The 19,353-nt window shown below is 56.8% G+C and carries 19 protein-coding genes and 1 other RNA gene; 10 read left to right on the forward strand and 10 right to left on the reverse strand.

The features are described from left to right. Nucleotides 1-112 precede the first annotated feature (112 nt). Together AC1XYH_RS01220 and AC1XYH_RS01225 are read left to right on the forward strand one after the other, a co-directional pair. Complete coding sequence (locus AC1XYH_RS01220) at nt 113-748, forward strand: 2OG-Fe(II) oxygenase (RefSeq protein ID WP_483324860.1); 636 nt, start codon at nt 113-115, stop codon at nt 746-748. 55 nt (nt 749-803) lie between these two features. Next, nucleotides 804-1,283 (forward strand): 2-thiouracil desulfurase family protein, encoded by a 480-nt coding sequence (locus AC1XYH_RS01225; RefSeq protein ID WP_483324861.1) that lies wholly within the window; start codon nt 804-806, stop codon nt 1,281-1,283. 20 nt (nt 1,284-1,303) lie between these two features. Here the strand turns inward: AC1XYH_RS01225 and AC1XYH_RS01230 are convergent, their stop codons facing one another. The 3 genes from AC1XYH_RS01230 to serA all read right to left on the reverse strand — a co-directional run bounded on the left by AC1XYH_RS01230 (nt 1,304) and on the right by serA (nt 4,976). Beyond that, on the reverse strand, nt 1,304-2,239 hold the full coding sequence (locus AC1XYH_RS01230) for a response regulator (protein WP_483324862.1): 936 nt from the start codon (nt 2,237-2,239) through the stop codon (nt 1,304-1,306). A 1-nt stretch (nt 2,240) separates the two neighbouring features. Then, entirely contained in the window at nt 2,241-3,578 is a 1,338-nt protein-coding gene (locus tag AC1XYH_RS01235) for an ATP-binding protein (protein ID WP_483324863.1), read from the reverse strand. A gap of 168 nt (nt 3,579-3,746) precedes the next feature. Then, nucleotides 3,747-4,976 carry a phosphoglycerate dehydrogenase gene (gene serA, locus AC1XYH_RS01240; protein WP_483324864.1) on the reverse strand — a complete coding sequence of 410 codons (1,230 nt, stop codon included), beginning with the start codon at nt 4,974-4,976 and terminating at the stop codon, nt 3,747-3,749. Between the two features lie 176 nt (nt 4,977-5,152). On the opposite strand from serA, the gene AC1XYH_RS01245 reads away from it, so the two are divergent. From AC1XYH_RS01245 to AC1XYH_RS01255, 3 genes are all read left to right on the forward strand, one after another. Beyond that, on the forward strand, nt 5,153-6,544 hold the full coding sequence (locus tag AC1XYH_RS01245; protein WP_483324865.1) for an FAD-binding oxidoreductase: 1,392 nt from the start codon (nt 5,153-5,155) through the stop codon (nt 6,542-6,544). A 72-nt stretch (nt 6,545-6,616) separates the two neighbouring features. Continuing rightward, nucleotides 6,617-7,285, forward strand: coding sequence for a fumarylacetoacetate hydrolase family protein (locus tag AC1XYH_RS01250; protein WP_483324866.1), 669 nt, complete (start codon nt 6,617-6,619; stop codon nt 7,283-7,285). A 22-nt stretch (nt 7,286-7,307) separates the two neighbouring features. After that, a complete protein-coding gene (locus tag AC1XYH_RS01255) occupies nt 7,308-8,201 on the forward strand; it encodes an SdiA-regulated domain-containing protein (RefSeq protein ID WP_483324867.1) in 894 nt (297 codons plus the stop codon). Nucleotides 8,202-8,208: 7 nt separating this feature from the next. On the opposite strand, the gene rpiA is transcribed toward AC1XYH_RS01255, so the two are convergent. Next, a complete protein-coding gene (gene rpiA, locus AC1XYH_RS01260) occupies nt 8,209-8,883 on the reverse strand; it encodes a ribose-5-phosphate isomerase RpiA (RefSeq protein ID WP_483326432.1) in 675 nt (224 codons plus the stop codon). Nucleotides 8,884-9,037: 154 nt separating this feature from the next. Here rpiA and ilvA point away from each other — a divergent pair, with 154 nt between their 5' ends. Then, complete coding sequence (gene ilvA / locus AC1XYH_RS01265) at nt 9,038-10,552, forward strand: threonine ammonia-lyase, biosynthetic (protein ID WP_483326433.1); 1,515 nt, start codon at nt 9,038-9,040, stop codon at nt 10,550-10,552. On the opposite strand, the gene AC1XYH_RS01270 is transcribed toward ilvA, so the two are convergent. The 6 genes from AC1XYH_RS01270 to AC1XYH_RS01295 all read right to left on the reverse strand — a co-directional run bounded on the left by AC1XYH_RS01270 (nt 10,549) and on the right by AC1XYH_RS01295 (nt 14,694). Further along, complete coding sequence (locus AC1XYH_RS01270) at nt 10,549-12,408, reverse strand: sensor domain-containing diguanylate cyclase (protein ID WP_483324868.1); 1,860 nt, start codon at nt 12,406-12,408, stop codon at nt 10,549-10,551. The genes ilvA and AC1XYH_RS01270 overlap by 4 nt on opposite strands. Nucleotides 12,409-12,511: 103 nt before the next feature. Next, on the reverse strand, nt 12,512-12,961 hold the full coding sequence (locus AC1XYH_RS01275) for an EVE domain-containing protein (RefSeq protein ID WP_483324869.1): 450 nt from the start codon (nt 12,959-12,961) through the stop codon (nt 12,512-12,514). A gap of 283 nt (nt 12,962-13,244) precedes the next feature. Beyond that, entirely contained in the window at nt 13,245-13,874 is a 630-nt protein-coding gene (locus AC1XYH_RS01280; RefSeq protein ID WP_483324870.1) for a 5-formyltetrahydrofolate cyclo-ligase, read from the reverse strand. A gap of 4 nt (nt 13,875-13,878) precedes the next feature. Next, nucleotides 13,879-14,057: non-coding RNA, 6S RNA (gene ssrS / locus AC1XYH_RS01285), on the reverse strand. A 119-nt stretch (nt 14,058-14,176) separates the two neighbouring features. Beyond that, complete coding sequence (locus AC1XYH_RS01290) at nt 14,177-14,479, reverse strand: cell division protein ZapA (RefSeq protein WP_483324871.1); 303 nt, start codon at nt 14,477-14,479, stop codon at nt 14,177-14,179. Next, complete coding sequence (locus AC1XYH_RS01295; protein ID WP_483324872.1) at nt 14,476-14,694, reverse strand: TIGR02449 family protein; 219 nt, start codon at nt 14,692-14,694, stop codon at nt 14,476-14,478. Before AC1XYH_RS01295 ends, AC1XYH_RS01290 begins: the two co-directional genes overlap by 4 nt. A 240-nt stretch (nt 14,695-14,934) precedes the next feature. On the opposite strand from AC1XYH_RS01295, the gene AC1XYH_RS01300 reads away from it, so the two are divergent. Genes AC1XYH_RS01300 through AC1XYH_RS01315 form a run of 4 tightly spaced genes read left to right on the forward strand, consistent with a single transcriptional unit; the run spans nt 14,935 to nt 19,296 of the window. Then, complete coding sequence (locus AC1XYH_RS01300) at nt 14,935-15,507, forward strand: UPF0149 family protein (protein WP_483324873.1); 573 nt, start codon at nt 14,935-14,937, stop codon at nt 15,505-15,507. An 11-nt stretch (nt 15,508-15,518) separates the two neighbouring features. Continuing rightward, nucleotides 15,519-16,859, forward strand: a complete 1,341-nt coding sequence (gene pepP / locus AC1XYH_RS01305) for a Xaa-Pro aminopeptidase (RefSeq protein ID WP_483326272.1) — start codon at nt 15,519-15,521, stop codon at nt 16,857-16,859. A 29-nt stretch (nt 16,860-16,888) separates the two neighbouring features. Next, entirely contained in the window at nt 16,889-18,046 is a 1,158-nt protein-coding gene (gene ubiH / locus AC1XYH_RS01310; protein ID WP_483326273.1) for a 2-octaprenyl-6-methoxyphenyl hydroxylase, read from the forward strand. After that, a complete protein-coding gene (locus tag AC1XYH_RS01315; RefSeq protein ID WP_483324874.1) occupies nt 18,043-19,296 on the forward strand; it encodes an FAD-dependent monooxygenase in 1,254 nt (417 codons plus the stop codon). The genes ubiH and AC1XYH_RS01315 overlap by 4 nt, the downstream gene beginning before the upstream one ends. Nucleotides 19,297-19,353 lie beyond the last annotated feature (57 nt).

The following is a 19,353-nucleotide window of genomic DNA, read 5'->3' on the forward strand; positions in this document are numbered from 1 at the left end:
GCTAGACGCGCAATGAGCGGCGGAGCGAATACGGTCTTCTCTGTAGTAAGCCTATCGCACTCTCTGCTGTGGCCTCTGACAGGCCGGCGTTCCCTCTTCGAGTATCACTGCCATGTTCGAGTTCCCCGAGGTGTCGGTCAGCCGTTATGAGCTGATAGCTGACGAGTTGGCTGAGCGCGGTTGGTCCGTGCAGGACAACTTGCTACCTGGGCCGCTAGTGCAGGCGCTGGCTGAGCAGTGCCGCGCGCTTTGGCAGCAGGACCGCCTGACCCCAGCCGCTATCGGCCGAGGCGGCGATCAAGCAGTTGTGCCGGAAATTCGCGGTGATTACACCCGTTGGCTGGATGACTGCCCACACCATGCGGCCAATGCCACTTATCTGGCGCTGATGGATACCCTGCGCGGAGCATTAAATCGCAGCCTTTTCCTGGGGCTGGATAGCTTTGAAACTCACTTTGCGCTGTATCCGCCGGGCGCTGGCTACCAAAGGCATCTGGATCGTTTTCAAAATAGCCCTTTGCGTGCGGTGTCGGTGGTTGCTTATCTAAATCAGCACTGGCAGCCAGGTGACGGCGGTGAATTGCGGCTGCATCTGGATTCAGGGGTGCGAGATTTTCCGCCGCGCGCCGGTACGGTGGCCGTATTCGCTAGCGCGGACATAGAACACGAGGTGTTGGCTGCTGGCAAAGACAGGGCGAGCTTGGCTGGTTGGTTCCGCCGCCGCCCGGACAATCCGCTGCTGCGTTGAACGCCGTAGCGGGCTTAGACTAAAGCGCCTTGCTCTAAGAATGGATGACGTTGCAATGGAAAAAATCCTGGTTAGCCGCTGCCTGTTAGGTCATGCGGTGCGCTATGACGGTGGCGGTTTCGATCCGCAGGAGCAGTTATTGCGTTGGCAGGCCGAGGGTCGAGTGGTTGCCGTTTGTCCAGAAGTAGCGGGTGGCTTACCGACACCAAGGCCCCCGGCTGAGATCCCCGGTGGGCAGGGAGCGTCGGTACTTGACGGTCTGCTGCCAGTGCTGGCCGTAGACGGGGATGATGTAACGGCCGCTTTTGTGCGCGGCGCCGACCGCGCCGTGCAGCTGGCGTCAAGCCACAACATTCGTTTTGCGCTACTCAAAGCGCGCAGTCCTTCCTGCGGCAATCATGAAAACTACGATGGCAACTTCAACGGCACTCGGGTCACGGGAGAAGGCGTCACTGCTGCCGCCTTGCGTCGCGCAGGCGTAAAAGTATTCAACGAGGATGAGATTGAGCAGCTGGTTGCGCTTTTGGCTGTATAAAAAGATCGTGTGCAGCCGGTTCAAGCGGTTAAGCGTTGCCGCAAGCGCCCGAGCATGCCCATAAAGTTGCTCACCCGGCTCTGCTCTTCGGCCGCACGCGGGGCCTCAGCTTGGCGCAGTGAGGGTACGCTGGGCTGCAGCCTAGCCTCCTCTACCTGATTCACTGCGGTCTTGATCGCCCGCTCCAGCATGCCGCGCCGAATTGGCTTGGGCAGATAACGAAAAATTTGTGCCTGATTAATTAGTTTGAGCAGCAGCTGGGTGTCCTGAAAAGGCGTCACTACAATGCTCAGCAATTGCGGATGAGCTTGCGCCAACGTCATCAGTAGTGGACGCAGATCGTCATTGCCCAGGCGGATATCGCTGAGCAAAATATCAATTTCCTCTTCGTTTAACTTGGCTAAAGCCCCATCCAGTGTGCTGACTGCCAGCAATTGCACGCCGAGGCGCCCACAAATGTCGCGGCTCAGTAACAGGGTTTCTTGATCGTCATCAATTAACAACAGGCGAACGCGTTGAGCCGCAACCGCAGGCGTCGGAACCGCGACGGGTGCCTGGGCCAGAAATCGGCGCCGATGGCGGACAATCTCGGCGGCCTGCGCGAGCGTGTCTGCCATGTCCTGCTGTTCCCAAGGTTTGGTCAAGTAGCGGAAAATGCCACCACTGTTCAGCGCATCGACAGCGGCATCCAGGTCGGAGTACCCGGTGAGTAGAATGCGCAGGCTGTTTGGGTAGGCCTGTTGTATCTGGCTAAGCAACTGGCTGCCGCTCATTTGGGGCATGCGCTGATCGCTGACGATGATGTCGACCGGTTCGATCTCCAGGCGCGCCATTACCCGAGCAGGATTGGACTCCGTTATAACCTGATATTGACGACGAAACTGCAATGACAGGCTACGCAGAATGCGCTCTTCATCATCTACAAACAGGATACTTACGCGGTCGGCCGTGGTCATATCAAGCGCTCCGTTGTAGCGGCAGCCGAGGCTGCGGCTGCCGTTGCAGTGATGCGGGTTGGCTCAGCGGCAAGCTGATAACGAAGCGCGTGCCGCGCCCGGGCTCGGAAGCAAAGCGGATATTGCCGCCGTGTTGCTGCACAATTTTGTAGCTAATTGCCAGCCCCAGCCCGGTGCCTTCGCCCACTGCCTTGGTGGTGAAGAAAGGATCGAAGATGCGCTGCTGAATGGCTTTCGGGATGCCTTGGCCGTTGTCCTGAATTGAGATGTAGGCACGCTGGGTATCCGCCCAGCTCTTGATCAAAATCTGGCCGCTGCCCCGCATGGCTTGCGCTGCATTGGTGAGCATGTTCAACAGCACTTGGTTGATTTGTGATGGCGTACAGGTGATGGATGGCAATTCATCGCTGAGGCGAGTAACCACTTGCGCTTTGTCTTTTAAGCTATTGCGCGCGATCACCAGGGCGCTGCGCACGCATTCGTTCAGGTCGATGTCTTCGCTCATGGCGCGGTCCAGGCGGGCAAAGTCCTTGAGACTCACAGCCAGTTCGCCGATCTGTTCCAGCCCGTACAGGGTGTCATCCACCAGCGGTGTGAAGTCTTCCTCGAAGGTCGCGGGGGAGGCCAGCTCGGTGGCATCTTGTACGCGGGCGAACACCGCTTCGACTGTATCAGTGGGTGTGTTGGGGTCGTTCAGACACTGACTTAGCTGCGCCTGCGCTTCGGCTAGCTCCAGTAGTGGCTGCACTAGGTCGCGCAACAGCTGCACATTGTTTTTCACATAGCCCAGCGGCGTATTCAGCTCATGCGCGACTCCGGCCACCATTTGGCCTAGTGACGCCATTTTCTCTGATTGAATCAGGTGTGCTTGTGAGTTCTTCAGCTCGCGGAGTGCGCGGTTGAGCGCGCGATTACGTTGGTCTATGCGGCTCTCCATGGCTTTTAGCAGATCCAGTACCGTGCCTAATCCCTGATAGCGCCCCGCCTCGTCGACCAGGATAAAGTCTTCGGTAATGGGGTATTGCAGCTGCGCTGTGACGATGCGCGCGGCTTCGTCTAGCGGCGTGTTGAGTGGGATTACCAAGGAATCTGGGTTGGCAGCCTCGGTTGTTGAGCGTTTACCCCACAAATCGCGGCCAAAGCGCTGCATGAAGATATCCTGCAGGCGGTAACGGCTGACCAAACCAAGCGGGCGCTGCTGTTTATCAACGACCGGCAGGGAGAGGAAAGCCTTGAAGTCGGGCAGCAGTAACTGGTCGGCGACATCACTGATGGTCATTTCAGGGCTTAGCGGATCGACCGGCTTGAGCAAGGCAGTGAGAGACTGAATGGCAGACATGGTGTGAGCCGGTTGGCGAGTGGAAGCGCCATTGAACCAGCGTCAGGTTTCCAGCGTATGACAGCGGGCGCAATGGGGTGCATTCGCCTGCCCTAACAAAAAAGGGGTGCAACCGAAGTTGCGCCCCTTTTATCACTGCAGCGCGGTGGACCGCGCTATCAGGCTTTTTTAGAACAAAACCCGTACGCGGATGGTGCCCTTGACCTGCAGTATCTTCTCAAACGCCAGGTCGGAGTTGTCTGCGTCGACATCGACAACTACGTAACCGACCTTCTCGTTGGTCTGCAGGAACTGGCCACAGATGTTGATGCCGTTCGCGGCAAACACGCTGTTGATCTCGCTCATGACGCCTGGCACGTTCTCGTGAATGTGCAGCAGGCGGTGCTTGCCAGGGTGTGACGGCAATGCCACTTCCGGGAAGTTGACCGAGGTGATGGAGGTGCCGTTGTCGCTGTAACGTACCAGCTTCTCGGCTACTTCCAGGCCGATGTTGGCCTGAGCTTCCATAGTGGAGCCACCAATGTGCGGCGTCAGGATGCAGTTCTGGAACTCGCGCAGCGGGCTGATGAACTCGTCGCCATTGGCGCGTGGCTCAACCGGGAATACGTCAATCGCTGCGCCGTTAAGGTGCTTGTCGCGCAGGGCCGCGGCCAGTGCATCGATATCCACTACTGTGCCACGGGCGGCGTTGATCAAAATGCCGCCTTGCTTGATGGCGCGGATTTCCGCTTCGCCCATCATCCACTTGGTGGCTGCCGTTTCCGGTACGTGCAGGGTGACGATGTCGGCCATGCCCAGCAGTTCGGTCAGTGAACCGACCTGGGTCGCGTTACCTAAAGGTAGTTTGGTGACCACATCATAGAAGTACACTTTCATGCCCAGGCTTTCGGCCAGGACCGACAGCTGAGTGCCGATCGAGCCATAGCCGATGATGCCGAGCTTTTTGCCGCGAATCTCGTAGGAGTTAGTGGCACTCTTCATCCAGCCGCCTTCGTGGCAGGCTGCGTTCTTTTCTGGAATGCCGCGTAGCAGAAGAATGGCTTCGGCCAGTACCAGTTCGGCGACCGAGCGGGTGTTGGAGTAGGGAGCGTTAAATACGGCTACACCCATTTCCATCGCGGCGTTCAGGTCAACCTGGTTGGTGCCAATGCAGAAACAGCCAACAGCCACCAGCTTATGGGCGTGGCTGAATACTTCGGCGGTAAGCTGGGTGCGCGAGCGCAGGCCAATGAAGTGTGCATCGGCAACGGCTTCTTTCAACTGCTCTTCCGGCAGAGAGCCGGCGTGATACTCGATGTTGGTGTAACCGGCTGCCTTTAATGTATCGACGGCAGTCTGGTGTACGCCCTCGAGGAGCAGAAACTTGATTTTGCTTTTGTCCAGCGAGGTTTTGGCCATGGTGTCAGTTACCCGAATGCTGATTAAGAAGAGCCGAGCAAAACCGTTTGCGATTTTGTCCGACAGAAGTGTCCTGTTTCGGAAGCCGCGTATGCTAGCATAATCTGCCTTTTTTGATGCCTGTCGCTGCATGAAATGTACTCAGGCGCTGCATGAATTTTGTTTGAGAGCCCACCATGACCCCAGAAGCCGTGATCGATACCCTCAAAACCCTGGTAGAGCCTGACAAGGTTCGGGTTGACGCCGAGTCGCTCAACACTTGGGGAAAGGACTGGACCAAACACTTTGAGCCTGCACCGCTAGCGATCGTTTTCCCCAAGACGGTCGAACAGGTACAGACCATTGTCCGCTTCGCTAATGAGCAGAAGCTGGCGCTGGTGCCCTCTGGTGGCCGTACGGGGTTGTCTGCCGCTGCAGTCGCTGCCAATGGCGAGATTGTAGTGTCTTTTGATTACATGAATCAGATCAGCGATTTCAACGCATTTGACCGCACCGTGGTCTGCCAACCTGGCGTGATCACTGCGCAGCTTCAGCAGTTTGCTGAAGAGCAGGGGCTCTACTATCCGGTGGATTTTGCTTCTGCCGGTTCAAGTCAGATTGGCGGCAATATCGGCACCAATGCTGGTGGTATCAAAGTTATTCGCTACGGGATGACCCGCAATTGGGTTGCTGGTCTGAAGGTGGTGACCGGCACTGGCGAGCTGCTGGAATTGAACAAAGACCTGATCAAGAACGCCACTGGCTATGATATGCGCCAACTCTTTATCGGCGCTGAAGGCACCCTGGGTTTTGTGGTGGAAGCGACCATGCGCTTGGATCGGGCGCCGAAGAACCTCACTGCGATGGTTCTGGGTACGCCTGATTTTGATTCGATCATGCCGGTGTTGCACGCCTTTCAGGATAAGTTGGACCTGACTGCTTTCGAGTTTTTCTCTGATAAGGCGATGGCGAAGATCATGGGCCGTGGCGATGTACCGGCGCCCTTTGCAACTGACTGCCCTTTTTATGCGCTGCTGGAATTCGAAGCCATCAGTGACGATATCGCCAACGATGCGCTGGCTACGTTTGAGCATTGCGTTGAGCAGGGTTGGGTGCTGGACGGGGTAATGAGTCAAAGTGACCAGCAGCTGCAGAATCTCTGGAAACTGCGCGAGTTTATCTCCGAGACCATTTCACATTGGACGCCTTACAAAAACGATATCTCGGTTACGGTCGGCAAAGTGCCGGCCTTCCTGCACGAAATTGACGCCATCGTCGGCGAACATTATCCCGACTTTGAAATCGTCTGGTTCGGCCATATTGGCGACGGCAACTTGCACTTGAATATTCTCAAACCGGATAATCTGTCCAAGGATGAGTTCTTCGAGAAGTGCGCAACCGTCAATAAGTGGGTATTTGAAGTCGTTGAAAAGTACAACGGGTCGATCTCTGCCGAGCATGGCGTCGGCATGACCAAGCGCGATTACCTGACTTACAGCCGTAGCCCGGCTGAGATCGCGGTGATGAAGTCGATCAAGGCAGTGTTTGATCCGAACGGCATCATGAACCCGGGTAAGATCTTCGCCTGAGCCGAACAGCATTGCATGCGGGCGCGCACTGCCGTGCCCTGCCTCCCCCGATCTGAAATACAGAGGAATAACATGATCTATCAGCATCGTTATCTGGATGGCTCGGCGGTTGATTTGCCGATGGGTAAGGTCGTTTGCGTGGGCCGTAACTACGCAGAGCACGCGCGCGAATTGAATAATCCGGTGCCTACAGAGCCGCTGTTGTTCATAAAGCCGGCGACCTCGGTGGTGCCTATCGGTGACGAAATTTCGTTGATTCAGAATCGCGGCCCGGTGCACTACGAAACCGAAATCGCGCTGCTGATTGGTCAGCGGCTATCGGGTGAGGTCAGTGACGGTGATGCTGCCGCGGCCGTTATCGGTGTGGGTCTGGCGCTGGATCTGACCTTGCGCGAACTGCAAAATCAACTCAAAGCCAAGGCCCATCCTTGGGAGCGCGCCAAGAGCTTCGATGGCGCCTGCCCTTTGTCCCCCTTCGTGCCAGCGGCAGAGGCGGGCGAGCTAAGCGAGCTTGGTATGCAGTTGGATATCAACGGTGAGTGCCGTCAGCGGGGCACCGCGGCGCAGATGATCACTCCCATTCTGACGTTGATCAAGCATATCGCTACCCAGTTCACCTTGTTGCCGGGTGATGTGGTGATAACGGGCACGCCAGCGGGCGTCGGCGTGTTGCAGCCAGGTGACCGCTTGCAGCTATCCATTCCCGGTAAATTGCAGATCGACACGCGCATAGCGGGCTGAACACCCCAATTTAGAGATGCACATGAAGAAGCTGATAGCAGGACTGCTGCTAGTGTTGCTATTAGCTGCAGTTGCGCTGCATTTTTTGCGCCTTGATAGCCTGCTCTGGCATGCATGGCGGCTGGGCGCCCAGCCCGCTCAAGCAGGTGCGCTGCAACTCGGCGATTACCGCGTTGATATTGAGGGGCAACGTATCATCGGTCTGGAAGACGACGTCTCGGCATTGACCTATAACCGTGAGAGCAACACCTTATTCGCGGTGCTTAACGGTGAGCCACTGCTGGTGGAGCTGAGTCTTGAAGGGGTGTTGTTGCGCACAGTGCGAATCAATGGTGTGCAGGATATGGAGGGTCTGACTCACGTGGCGGGTAACCGCTATGTGGTTGCCGAAGAGCGCAGTCAACGACTGCTGGTACTGGACGTACCGGAAGATGCTATTGAAGTTAATACGACGGCTGCGCCGAGTCTGGCCATTGGTCTGGATCTTAATGGCAATAAAGGATTCGAGGGCTTGTCATGGGATGGCCGCAAGCATCGCTTGTTGGTGGTCAAAGAGCGTGACCCGCTGCGAGTCCTATCGGTCAGTGGCTTCGTTGATGCGCGCGCTGGCGAGCCTATGGCGGTGCAGATTCAAGAACTCAAATCGCCCGACTCTCCGCGCTTGTTCATGCATGACTTATCGTCGTTAAGCATGCACGATGAGACGGGTCACCTGTTGTTGCTCAGTGATGATTCACACATGGTGGTGGAATACGCTGAGACCGGTGAGCCGCTCAGCTTGCTTGGCTTATGGCGTGGCATGAGCGGCCTGCAAAAGACTATCCCGCAAGCCGAAGGGCTGGCGATGGATGAGCAGCAGCGGCTCTACTTAGTCAGCGAGCCCAACCTGTTTTATCGTTTCGTGCCCGGCAACTGAATTAGGTTCAGTTGCGTTCGAGTGTCTTCACACCTGCTTTAGTGCCGAGCAGCAGAACATCTGCTGGGCGCGCTGCAAAGAGCCCATTACAAACTACGCCGACGATGGCATTTAGATCGCTTTCGAGCTGCTGCGGATCAACGATCGACATGTTGTAGATGTCGATAATGACGTTGCCGTTATCGGTAACGCAGCCCTCGCGGTAAACTGGATCTCCGCCGAGTTTGACGATCTCACGCGCTACATGACTGCGTGCCATCGGGATGACTTCCACCGGCAGCGGGAAGTTGCCGAGCACGGGCACCAGCTTGCTATCGTCGGCAATGCAGATAAAGGTTTTTGCCACAGCCGCGACGATTTTCTCGCGGGTCAGGGCTGCGCCGCCGCCTTTAATCAATTCCAACCGCTCGTTGCTTTCGTCGGCGCCGTCCACATAAAAGTCCAGATGGCTCACGCTGTTGAGTTCATACACGGCAATGCCATGGCTTTTAAGGCGTTCTGCGGTGGCTTCTGAACTGGCAACTGCGCCTTCAAACGCCAACTTATGCTTGGCCAGCGCGTCTATGAAGTAGTTCGCGGTTGAGCCGGTGCCGACGCCGATGATGCTTTGGGCGTCCAGGTGGGGCAGCAGGCGGTCCACGGCGGCTTGGCCTACGGCTTGTTTCAATTCGTCCTGGGTCATGCTGGATTCCTCTCGCGTGCTGGCAAAGGGCGGATTATACGGGGTTGCGGCGGGTGGCGTGTAGTCGTGCAGGCGGGGATTCGCTAGACTGGCTGTTTTCACCCGGAACGAGCTCGTCTCGCCGATGCTGGAAGCGCCCATGTTGGAAACACCGATGCTTGAAACCTATGTAAAGAAGATCCTCTGTTCGCGTGTCTATGACGTAGCCATCGAGACCCCTGTGCACGCGGCGCCTTTTTTGTCAGAGCGCCTGGGTAACACTGTATTGCTCAAGCGCGAGGATTTACAGCCGGTTTTCTCCTTCAAAATACGCGGCGCTTACAACAAGTTGGCGCAGCTGACCGACGAGCAGCGCGCTTGCGGCGTGGTAGCGGCCTCAGCAGGCAATCATGCTCAGGGTCTCGCCTTTGCGGCGCGGCATATGGGCGTAAAAGCCACCATCGTGATGCCGCGCACTACGCCGGAGATCAAGGTCAAGGCCGTTCGCGCGCGCGGCGGTAAAGTTGTGCTGCATGGTGATGCTTTTGATGAGGCCCTGGCCTATTCGCAGAAGCTGGTAAAAGAAAAAGGCTTTGTTTACATCCACCCCTACGATGACCCCGATACCATTGCTGGCCAGGGTACGGTGGCAATGGAGATACTGAGGCAGGTTCAAGGACCGCTGAACGCGATCTTTGTCCCGGTCGGCGGTGGCGGGTTGATTGCCGGTATTGCGGCTTATGTAAAGTATCTGCGCCCGGACATCAAAGTCATTGGTGTGGAGCCGGAAGACTCCGCCTGCCTAAAGGCAGCGCTGGCTGCCGATGAGCGTGTGGTGCTGAGCCAGGTCGGTTTGTTTGCCGATGGCGTAGCGGTTGCTCAGATTGGTGAGCATACCTTTGAGGTCTGCCGTCATTACGTGGATGAAGTCATTACCGTCACTACCGATGAAATGTGCGCGGCGATCAAGGATATCTACGACGATACCCGCTCGATCTGCGAGCCGGCAGGTTGTCTGGGCGTTGCGGGTATCAAAAAGTACGTGGCGCGTGAAGGTTGCACCGGTCAGGTGCTGGTGGCGATTGATTCTGGCGCCAATGTGAATTTTGACCGTTTGCGCCACGTGGCTGAGCGGGCGGAAATTGGCGAGAAGCGCGAAGCGCTGCTGGCCGTAACCATTCCAGAGAAACCCGGTAGTTTCAAAATCTTCTGTGAGGCTATCGGCAAGCGCGCGATTACTGAATTCAATTATCGCTATCACAGCGGCAGCGAAGCGCACATTTTTGTTGGCGTACAGACGCACCCCGAGTTGGACCCGCGCGATCAGCTGGTAGCCCAACTGATCGATCAGGGTTTTCCGGTGCTGGATTTGACCGACAACGAACTGGCTAAGCTGCATGTTCGGCACATGGTCGGTGGGCATGCCGAACAGGTGAAGAATGAAGTGGTATTTCGTTTTGAGTTTCCTGAACGCCCGGGTGCGCTGTTCAACTTCCTCAATAAGCTCGGCGGGCGCTGGAATATCTCAATGTTTCATTACCGTAACCATGGTGCCGCGTATGGTCGTGTAGTGGCCGGATTGCAGGTTCCGGAGCAGGACCGGCATCTGGTTACGGAAGCGCTGGAAAGTATCGGTTATCAGTATTGGGATGAAACGGATAATCCAGCTTACCGCTTGTATCTCGGTTAGGTTTGTTCGTCTTGGTCCGCGCAGCAGGTACGGTTGCGCCCTTCCGCTTTGGCGCGATACAGGGCGTCATCGGCTTGTTTGATCAGGTCGTGAGGGCTCCACTCTGGCATGGGCTGCAGACTGGCAGCGCCAATGCTGACGCTGAGTAGGCCGCTTTTGTTGCTGGTTTCCGGGTGCGGCAAAGCCATCAGGCCGACAGCTTCATGGATACGCCGTGCGACATGCATGCATTGTGGTAGATCAGCACCCGGCAAAATAACCGCAAACTCTTCACCACCATAGCGGCAGACGCAGTCGCCTTCGCGCATCAAACAGTTGTTTAGTGAGGTAGCCAGACGCTGTAGCGCGTCGTCACCGGCTTGATGCCCCAGATGGTCGTTGAAGCGCTTGAAATGGTCTACATCTAACATCAGTAAACCCAATGGCATGTTGTCGCGGCGCAGGCGACGCCATTCGCTGAGCAATGTTTTGTCAAAATAGCGGCGATTGTAGAGGCCGGTCAGGCCATCTTGATTGGATAGCCGTTGTAGTCGCTCGGCTATTTCCAGTTGCTCGCTATTGTTGCGACCTACACAAATCAAATAATCACGCCCCACCCGGCGCAAATGTCGCACGCTGATTTCCAGCGGCGTTAGCTGGCCGGCGCGGTTGCGCACATGTTGCTGAAAAATGGCGTTGCCTTGGTTATGTATCAGTTTCTTCACTGAGTGCATCCACTTGGCAACGTCGGGCATGATGTCTTTGGGGGCGATGCTGGTTAATTGCAGCAACTCTTCCTCACTGTAGCCAAGGCTCTGCCAGCAAGTGCGGTTTAAATACACCAGCTCTTGTGGCTCAAGACCGATGATGAATAGCGCATCGTGGCTATGATCGGTCATGTCGATGATTAGCTTCAGTCGTGCCTGGTTGTGCTTGAAGCTCTCTTCTGTAGCCTGGCGCCGCGCTACTTCGGCTTGCAGTTGGCGATTGGTGTTTTTCAATGCTTCGTTGCGGCGTGCGCCAAGCACAGCCAGGCACAGTGATGAGCATAACAATAGGGCGGTCAGTGCGCCGCTGATCATGATCATCAGTGGCAGATGAGTGGTGGCGGTATCGAGCAGATGCTGCGTGGGGTGAACAACCAGCGCAAAGTTGTGGTTTTCGCCGAGCACTACTGGGCTGGAAACGCTCCAGCTGTTGCTTAGCTGGTCGCTGGTTGGTCGGTTAACCAAGGTTCTGCCGCGCTCTTCCAGTTCGATGCTAAGGCGATTGGCCTGCAGATCTCGGAGCATATCTGCCAGCAATACTTCGACGCGGAAAACGCCTATCAGGAAACCGTCAAACTCGTTGCCGGTGGTGCCCTGCCGGTAGAGGGGTACGTAATAGGCCAACCCTTGGCCGTCTTGGGCAAGTTTGAAGGTGTTGCTCAAATGGGGTGTGCCGCTGCTCTGCGCTTTGACCAGGACGGGGTAGTTGGGGTGGTCCTTGTTATAGGCGAAATTGATGGCCGCCTCGTTACCTACCAAGGGTTGAATCCAGCGCATACGGTAATCGCGATCCAACCATTCGATAGCCTGGAAGTTCTTGAAGTCGCGCAATAAGCGATCAGCGTCAGCCTGCCAAAGATGTGGGTTCTCGCGCTGGGAGTCCCAGCGTTGGGCTAACCGAACGAGGGTGGCGGTTTGCTGCTCAAAGCGCGCCTCTATCTGCGCGGCTAAACTGTTGGCTTCCAACTGCAAGCGAGCGCGTGCCTGTGCCTGTTCTGCTGCAAGTAGCGCCTGCCAGACATAAAAAATAGCAACCAACAGCAGCCCGAACAGCAAGGCTATAAGGGTGAAGGCCTGTTTGGGATTGCGCTTGGCTGATCGGGCTGGCATGACTGCACTCTGTGTGTCTAGCTGTACTGATAGCACAATGCTGTCAATGAGGCCAGTTTGCTTGGAGCGGTTGTCGTTTGGCGAGTCGCTTTCTCGATAAAGGCTAGGTTGCCGCTGTCAGTATCGCCCATTGTTGGGGAGTGACCGGCATCACTGATAGACGGTTTCCCTTGTGCAGCAAGGGCAGCCCATCAAGCCCGTTGAGTTGTTTGATGTCAGCTAGTGCCAATAGTGTCGGGAACTTTTTTGATAGCGTGACGTTCACAGCCACCCAAGGTAAACGATCTTCACTTGCCTTAGCGTCGTGGTATGGGTTCTCTGGGTCTAGCGCGGCTCGGTCAGGGTAGGGTTCGCTAACGATCTCGCCAATGCCCGCGATGCCCGGCGGTTTGCAGCTGGAATGATAGAAAAGAAAGCTGTCACCCGGCTGCATGTCGCGCATGAAGTTGCGGGCTTGGTAATTGCGGACACCGTCCCATGGCGCTTGACCGGCGCTACGCAAGTCGTCGATGGAAAAACTATCCGGCTCAGACTTCATTAACCAGTAAGCCATTAGGTACTCCTTTTAGTGTCCAGCCTTGACAAGGCTTTTTGAAGGGGTTAAATGGAACGCACTGTTACGCAGGTTTGAAGTATCTCAAGATCCATTGGGGTGGATCCAGCTTCAAACGCCGTACGGACTAATAATAGATTGCCGGATCCAGAGGGAGGCAACGCGTGCGACGCAAACCAGATATGTTGTGGGTTTTGGTCATAGTTTTCGGTTTAGGGGTGGTAACAACGGGATATACCCAGAGTTACCTAGATAAGTCCTCGGCGCGTGAAGTAGACGCCCGTTATCCCTGATTTAATTTAGAGCGCTGTAGACCAGGGCGCAGTAGCAACTGCTCCCGATCAGTCACTATACCGTCTAGCGGAATGTCCCAGCTGGCTATGGGTAATGAACTGGTCTTTTGGCAATCGTGAGCAAGTCCTATCAACACTGGCGTCTGCCAGTGAGAACGGCGGTGCTTGAAAGCAAAGGTGCGATCATAAAAACCGCCCCCCATGCCCAGTCGATTCCCTTGCGCATCAAACCCCACCAACGGCATCAGCACCAGATCAAGACGCCATGGCTTGATCTGCAAGCGGCGGTTGGGTTTTGGTTCGCGTATGCCGAAGCGGTTGCGTATCCAGCGTTGTTGCGGCAGCAGGCGCTGAAAACTCATGTGCGTGCTCGGCCAGCGGTGCAATACCGGCAGGTAGCAATGTTTGCCTAGTTTGCGGCAGCGCGCGATGAGCGGGGAGGGGTCGATCTCGCCATCAGCCGCCAAATAGAAGGCAATATGGCGGCTGCGAGTAAACAGGCTGCTTTGGCCGATGCGCCGTGCTAATCGTCGGCTAGCCTGTTTTTGGGCGCCTCGACTCAGGTTTTGACGAGCAGTGCGAAGTTGTTTGCGTAGTTGCTTACGGGAGTCGGGCGTCATGAAAAAGGTCCCCGGAGTGCCGCTGTCGGGTTAGCCCTTGAACCCGAAAGTTCAAGGTGGGGGACACGGCGCTGCCTCAGGCTTTCCGTCATGCGGACATGCACACTGGCAACAACGCGTGGCCTCCTAATACAGGAGTATCGGCTCAGGGACATCTCCGACTGGCAAACACCCCAGGGATGTTGCTCACTATACAGAAATCCCGACTCGACTTCGATGCCGATAGGCCGATTGTTGTTTAAATGGGTTGGTATTCGGTGTGGCAAGGCCGCCAGCGAAGTAGATGATCGCTGGCGCAATATTCAGTTCTGGTGATTTTCCAGTGCTTGATCGAGGCGTTTAACTAAATCGCTGATTTGCGTCTTTTGCTCGTTCAGAGCGCCGCTTTGATCGTGATTGCCGGTCAGCATTTCATGGCTGATATTCAGCGCTGCCATGACAGCGATGCGTTCAACGCCAATGACTTTTCCGCTGTTGCGGATGTCGCGCATAGTGGTATCAAGATGTCGCGCAGCCTGCTCGAGGTTGCTGCGTTCTTCGGGCGGGCAGCTAACACGATACTCCTTATCGAGTATGTATAAGGTGACGGTCAGGGGTTGGCTCATGAGTCGTGCTCCAGAGATTTGAGTCGCAGTATCATGGCTTCGACCTTCTGACGGGCCAAATCGTTCTTTTCAATTAACTGTACGCGCTCATCCCGCCATAGACGCTCCTGCGCAAGCAGGTGTTGATTCTGCAATTTTAGCTGGTCGCAGAGGTCAATCAGTTGGGTGATACGCTGTGTGAGTACGTCGATATCGGGTGCGTCCATTGGTGCCATTCTGTCTTCCCGGTGTGGAGCCACTATAGAGGCGGCCTGAAAGGTGGTCAAACCTCGCGCAATGGGCGTTCGGTTTGGGCTTGCCGACGGCGGGGCGGTAGATTTCCACCTTGCCGGGCAGGCACAATAGACTCACATTAGTTCATCTGCTTCGAGCGTCCGCGTACAGGTCATAGCATACCTGTAATCCAAACCCGCAGCAGTGTCTGTTTCTCACTTCCAGGAGGCCCGGAAACCACTATGGCTTTGATCCCTGCCGTTTTTGACTATGACCGTTACGCTGAGATCTGCAACGATGTGGGGGCGGTAGGTCGCCCGGCTGAGTTGCACGGCCACTTGGTTGGCCGCCTTTCGGCTGGCGCGCGACTCGACCATACCACTTGGCTGGCCGTCGCGAATGAGCTGCTTGACGGCTCTGGCAGTTTGTCCGAGGCCGGCAAGGTGGCGCTAATTCAGCTTTATGACGCGAGCCTGGCAGAGCTAGCCGGCAGCGGCTTTGAGCTTAATCTGGTGCTACCCGATGACAACGCCACCATTGATCACCGCACCGAGACGCTCGGTCAGTGGTGTGAGGGTTTTCTGGCTGGGTTTGGCTTGGTCGAGCGCAGCGATGAGCTGAGCGAAGAAGCCGACAGCGTGCTACGTGATTTTGTCGCCATCTCGCAGGTACAAACTGATCTGGATGAGACTGAGGCGAATGAGGTCGATTTCATGGAAGTGATGGAATACGTGCGTATGGCGGTACTTATGGTGTTCAGTGAATGCCAGCCAGCGACTTCCGAGCAGGACACACCACCCGCATCACTGCATTGATCGAGGTCTTCATGCAAATCAGCAAGCAGGATTACGCCCGCCGCCGCAAGGCACTGATGAACCAGATGGAACCCAACAGTATTGCGATTCTGCCGGCCGCGCTTGTCTATGTGCGTAACCGTGATGTAGAACACAATTATCGTCAAGACAGCGACTTTCAATACCTCACCGGTTTCCCCGAGCCGGAAGCGGTGGCCGTTCTTATTCCCGGTCGTGAGCATGGCGATTACGTGCTGTTTTGCCGCGAAAAAGACAAAGAACGCGAGCTGTGGGACGGTTACCGTGCTGGACAGGAAGGTGCGGTCAGCGAATACGGTGCCAGCGATGCCTTCCCGATTACTGACGTAGACGACATTCTGCCGGGTCTGATTGAAGGGCGCACTCGGGTTTATTATGCGATGGGTGCTAATCCGGAGTTTGATCGCCGCCTGACCAACTGGATCAACCAAATTCGCAGCAAGGCACGCTTGGGTGCGCAGCCGCCGAGTGAGTTTGTTGCCCTCGATCACCTGCTGCACGATATGCGTCTGTACAAAAGTGCGGGCGAGCAGAAGGTCATGCAGCGCGCTGCGGATATTTCCTGTGAGGCGCATACGCGTGCCATGCAAGTCTGCCGGCCTGGCATGTACGAGTACCAGCTGGAAGCCGAGCTGCAGTACACCTTTATGCGCCACGGCAGCCGTTCGCCAGCCTACTCTTCGATTGTCGCAGCTGGCCGCAATGCCTGCATTCTGCATTACACCGAAAACACGGCACAGATTCGCGACGGCGACCTTATTTTGATTGATGCCGGCTGTGAGCTGGACTGCTACGCCAGTGATATCACGCGTACTTTCCCGGCCAACGGGCGCTTCAGTCCAGAGCAGCGTGCGATTTATGACATTGTTTTGGCCGCGCAGTATGCCTCTATCGACGTAATAGGGCCGGATCGCAGCTGGAACGAGTCGCACGACGCAAGCCTGCGGGTGATAACCGCCGGCCTGGTCGACCTGGGTCTGCTTAAGGGCGATGTTGATGAGTTGATTGCGACTGAAGCCTATCGCCGTTTCTACATGCATCGGGTCGGACATTGGTTGGGCATGGACGTGCACGACGTTGGGGAATACCGCGTTGGTGGCGTCTGGCGTGCGCTGGAGCCGGGCATGGTTATGACCGTTGAACCGGGCATCTATATATCGCCGGATGACGATAGCGTGCCGCGCAAATGGCGTGGTATTGGTATCCGTATTGAGGATGACGTGATCGTCACCAAGACCGGCTGCCAAGTATTAACGGATAAAGTGGTCAAAGACCCGGACGAAATCGAAGCGCTTATGGCAGCTGCGCGCCAGCTTGAGGCCGAGCCCGCGTGAGTCAACTGATCAGCATTGTCGGCGGCGGCATGGTGGGTGCCAGTCTGGCGTTGGCATTGCAGACGCACGCGCAACAGCGTGGCTGGCAGTTACAGTTGATCGAAGCTCAGCCGCCGGGCAGCGCTGGCGCCCAGCCGAGTTACGATGCGCGCTCCACCGCGTTATCGCATGGCAGTCGGCTGTTGCTTGAGCGGCTCGGCGTCTGGTCAGCTTTGGCGCAACGCGTTGAGCCTATTGAGCATATTCACGTGTCCGACCGGGGTCATCCGGGCGTCACCCGCCTGTCGGCACAGCGCGAGGGCGTTCCAGCGCTCGGCTATGTAGTTGAAAATGCGGTGCTCGGTGAAGCCTTGCTTGGCGGGCTGGATCATTCGGTGGTCAGCTGGCAAGCGCCAGCGCGGGTAACCCGAATTACCGCCGCAGAGCAAGGCTACCAGCTAGCGCTTGAGGCAGAACAGGGTGAGGCACACCAGCGTGCGGACTTGGTGGTCATCGCCGATGGCGGGCGTTCTGGTCTGCTTGAGCAATTGGGTATCTATCGCCAGAGCCGCGCATACGATCAAACCGCGATTATTGCCAATATCACCAGCGCCAATGGGCATGCCGGTGTGGCTTACGAACGTTTTACTGAAAACGGTCCGTTGGCGCTACTGCCGATGTCGCAAAACCGCAGTGCACTGGTCTGGACGTTGCCTGCTGCGGAAGCGGCTGCGGTGGCTGATCTGCCCGACGCTGCGTTTTTAGCACGCCTGCAATCGGCTTTTGGTTTTCGCATGGGCGCGCTGAAAAAAGTGGGCGCGCGACACAGCTATCCACTCAGTTTGATTGAGTCTGAAGAGCAGGTGCGCTCGGGGCTAGTGGTATTGGGTAACGCGGCGCATAGCCTGCACCCGATTGCCGGCCAGGGCTTTAACCTGTCGCTGCGCGACGCCATGGCGCTGGCTGATTGCCTGCTACGCGCTAAGCCGGAGCAGGCGCCTGGTGATCTGCGCGTGTTGCAGCGTTATTTGCAGCAGCAACAGGCTGATCAGCGTCAGACCATTGCCTTGAGCGACTGGTTAACGCGGCTGTTTAGCAATCAGCGACCGGTGTTGACTGCCGGGCGCAACCTTGGACTATTGGGGATGGACATAGTCTCGCCCTTGAAAACCGTCTTCGCGCGTCAGGCCATGGGGTTGAAAGGATGAGTACAGCAGCGCAGCAGCCAGGCTCAACACAGGATTTCGACCTATTGATTGTGGGTGCCGGCATGGTGGGTTCTGCGTTGGCCTGTGCCATGGCCGATACCCGTTTACGCATTGGCCTGTTGGACAGTCAGCCGTTGGAGTCCATTCCAGCGCCAACCACAGCCTCCGGATTTGATCCGCGCGTCAGCGCGCTCAGCGCTGCATCCGAGCACATTCTCAAATCGTTGGGCGCTTGGCAGCGACTGCCGACAGGTGCAGGCGCTGGCTATCGCAGCATGTGCGTGTGGGACGCAGAGGGTACGGGTGAAGTGCATTTCGATGCGCAGTCGTTGGGTGAGTCTCGGCTTGGGCATATTGTCGAGAATTACCAGGTGCAAAATGCCCTGCTGCAGCAACTTACCGCCAGCCGCGTAACCCTACTGCCAAAGGTCACAGTACAAGGTCTGGTGCGTGAAGACACCGGTTGGCGGCTGGACGACACCGACGGACAGCGACTGCGTGCACCTCTGGTGATAGCGGCAGACGGAGCGCGATCTCGGCTGCGCGAACTAGCAGGATTTGCCATGCGTGAGTGGGATTACCTGCATCACGCCCTAGTGACCACGGTGGAGTTGTCCGAATCGCATCAGCACACCGCTTGGCAGCGTTTTCTGCCCAGCGGCCCACTGGCCTTTTTGCCGCTGCCCTCGAAGGGCGAGAAGCATTTCTGCTCAATCGTCTGGTCTTTGCTGCCACAGCGGGCAGACGCGATGATGGCGCTGGATGATGTTGCCTTCTGCGCGGCATTAACCGAGGCGCTCGAGTCTCGGTTGGGACCAGTGCTCTCGGCGGATCGTCGAGTCTGCATCCCGCTGCGCCAGCGGCACGCCAAGCAATATGCTATGCCGGGGCTGGTGTTGGTGGGTGATGCCGCGCACAGCATTCATCCGTTGGCGGGGCAGGGCGTGAACCTGGGATTTCTTGATGCCGCGGAGCTCAGCGATGTGCTGCATGCAGCGCTGGAGCGCGGCGAAAGCCTGGCCGAGCTGACGGTGCTGCAGCGCTACGAGCGCGCGCGGATGGGCAGCAACTTGGCAGTGATGGCTGCGATGGAAGGTTTTGAAAGGCTGTTTCATGCGCAAGCCCTCCCGCTGCGCTGGCTGCGCAATGCGGGTATGACGTTGTTCGATCAGACGCCACTAGTCAAAGCGCAAGTCATGCGGCGTGCCATGGGGCTGAGTGGCGAGTTACCGTCGCTGGCACGGCCCTGATCGCGATAGGTCAGGGCGTATTGCACACCAAGTCGACGCTGACGAACGCTTGGGGTG

It is taken from the genome of Pseudomonas sp. GW-45 (genome assembly GCF_056896675.1).

Bases quoted from the DNA above. Each gene is read 5' to 3' on its own strand.
- AC1XYH_RS01220 (WP_483324860.1), top strand. From the start codon at position 113: ATGTTCGAGTTCCCCGAGGTGTCGGTCAGCCGTTATGAGCTGATAGCT.
- AC1XYH_RS01225 (WP_483324861.1), top strand. From the start codon at position 804: ATGGAAAAAATCCTGGTTAGCCGCTGCCTGTTAGGTCATGCGGTGCGC.
- AC1XYH_RS01230 (WP_483324862.1), bottom strand. From the start codon at position 2,239: ATGACCACGGCCGACCGCGTAAGTATCCTGTTTGTAGATGATGAAGAG.
- AC1XYH_RS01235 (WP_483324863.1), bottom strand. From the start codon at position 3,578: ATGTCTGCCATTCAGTCTCTCACTGCCTTGCTCAAGCCGGTCGATCCG.
- serA (WP_483324864.1), bottom strand. From the start codon at position 4,976: ATGGCCAAAACCTCGCTGGACAAAAGCAAAATCAAGTTTCTGCTCCTC.
- AC1XYH_RS01245 (WP_483324865.1), top strand. From the start codon at position 5,153: ATGACCCCAGAAGCCGTGATCGATACCCTCAAAACCCTGGTAGAGCCT.
- AC1XYH_RS01250 (WP_483324866.1), top strand. From the start codon at position 6,617: ATGATCTATCAGCATCGTTATCTGGATGGCTCGGCGGTTGATTTGCCG.
- AC1XYH_RS01255 (WP_483324867.1), top strand. From the start codon at position 7,308: ATGAAGAAGCTGATAGCAGGACTGCTGCTAGTGTTGCTATTAGCTGCA.
- rpiA (WP_483326432.1), bottom strand. From the start codon at position 8,883: ATGACCCAGGACGAATTGAAACAAGCCGTAGGCCAAGCCGCCGTGGAC.
- ilvA (WP_483326433.1), top strand. From the start codon at position 9,038: ATGCTTGAAACCTATGTAAAGAAGATCCTCTGTTCGCGTGTCTATGAC.
- AC1XYH_RS01270 (WP_483324868.1), bottom strand. From the start codon at position 12,408: ATGCCAGCCCGATCAGCCAAGCGCAATCCCAAACAGGCCTTCACCCTT.
- AC1XYH_RS01275 (WP_483324869.1), bottom strand. From the start codon at position 12,961: ATGGCTTACTGGTTAATGAAGTCTGAGCCGGATAGTTTTTCCATCGAC.
- AC1XYH_RS01280 (WP_483324870.1), bottom strand. From the start codon at position 13,874: ATGACGCCCGACTCCCGTAAGCAACTACGCAAACAACTTCGCACTGCT.
- AC1XYH_RS01290 (WP_483324871.1), bottom strand. From the start codon at position 14,479: ATGAGCCAACCCCTGACCGTCACCTTATACATACTCGATAAGGAGTAT.
- AC1XYH_RS01295 (WP_483324872.1), bottom strand. From the start codon at position 14,694: ATGGCACCAATGGACGCACCCGATATCGACGTACTCACACAGCGTATC.
- AC1XYH_RS01300 (WP_483324873.1), top strand. From the start codon at position 14,935: ATGGCTTTGATCCCTGCCGTTTTTGACTATGACCGTTACGCTGAGATC.
- pepP (WP_483326272.1), top strand. From the start codon at position 15,519: ATGCAAATCAGCAAGCAGGATTACGCCCGCCGCCGCAAGGCACTGATG.
- ubiH (WP_483326273.1), top strand. From the start codon at position 16,889: ATGGTGGGTGCCAGTCTGGCGTTGGCATTGCAGACGCACGCGCAACAG.
- AC1XYH_RS01315 (WP_483324874.1), top strand. From the start codon at position 18,043: ATGAGTACAGCAGCGCAGCAGCCAGGCTCAACACAGGATTTCGACCTA.